The sequence below is a fragment of the Parathalassolituus penaei genome, assembly GCF_026626885.1.
Lineage (GTDB): Bacteria > Pseudomonadota > Gammaproteobacteria > Pseudomonadales > Oceanobacteraceae > Oceanobacter > Oceanobacter penaei.
Window position 1 is genome coordinate 1 of sequence record NZ_JAPNOA010000017.1, and the last position, 908, is coordinate 908.

The following is a 908-nucleotide window of genomic DNA, read 5'->3' on the forward strand; positions in this document are numbered from 1 at the left end:
GCCATCGGATGTCGACGGTGGAACCGGTGTTTGCCAACCTGGAACACAATAAAGGCTTGAAGCGGTTCGGTCTGCGGGGTAAAAAGAAGGTGCAAGCTCAATGGCAGTTATACGCCATGGTACACAATATTGAGAAACTGATACCTCAGATCAGGTGATTAAAGGAAATATCAGAAAATGGAGGTCAAATATGCAGTTGTATCGTGAATTATCCATTTTCGGTTGTTTCGGTTTTTTTGAGCGAAGCTATGGCAGCTGAGTTTCAATGGCTTTTTGATATGAAGAAAATATCCGCTCCGAAAATAGTTTTTCTACAGTCTCGTTANAGGGCTTAAATCTATGGCAGTCGAGATCTACATCGCTAAAGTCGACTATTGGAAATCAAGTGAAGATCCGATCCAGCTAAATGACTGGATTACTCTATGTGACGAAGATGAAACGCTTACTATATTGACCTCGACTGCGGCAAAGAATCCGGTTACGGGCGAAATACTCGCATCAAACGCACCAGGCATAGCTGTATATATTGACCCAGTCACAGGCAATTCCCATACGTTCGATTTTCGACGGGGTAAAATTTGTGCACGATATGTGCCTGACATACTCTCTAAGGCTACCGAAATTGCAAGTAAGCTTAGTGCTTATGTACAAAATGAAGAGGGGGTCGCGGTTCAGCCCTAACCAAGCGGTGCAGTGGATGCCCTACACTGCGCGCCTTCTTGCGCAATGTGCTGCGCACATTTTATTACGCAAGCCGGCACTCCGTTCCGGGCACCACTGACCTTGGCGTTGAAGCTGTAGAAAAACCTCTCTCAACCGCCTTTCTGCGGTAAAATTCCTGGCAGCAGCGAGGAAGCGATATGCCAAGGTACAAGCATTACGATTACAACCAGACGTCGATGGTGGTG

The 908-nt window shown here is 46.3% G+C and carries 1 protein-coding gene; it reads left to right on the forward strand.

What is annotated here, in order from left to right; translation table 11 throughout:
* Positions 1-158: transposase (locus OUO13_RS04740; protein WP_428982319.1), on the forward strand; the 158-nt coding region annotated here is incomplete at its 5' end.
* Positions 159-908 lie beyond the last annotated feature (750 nt).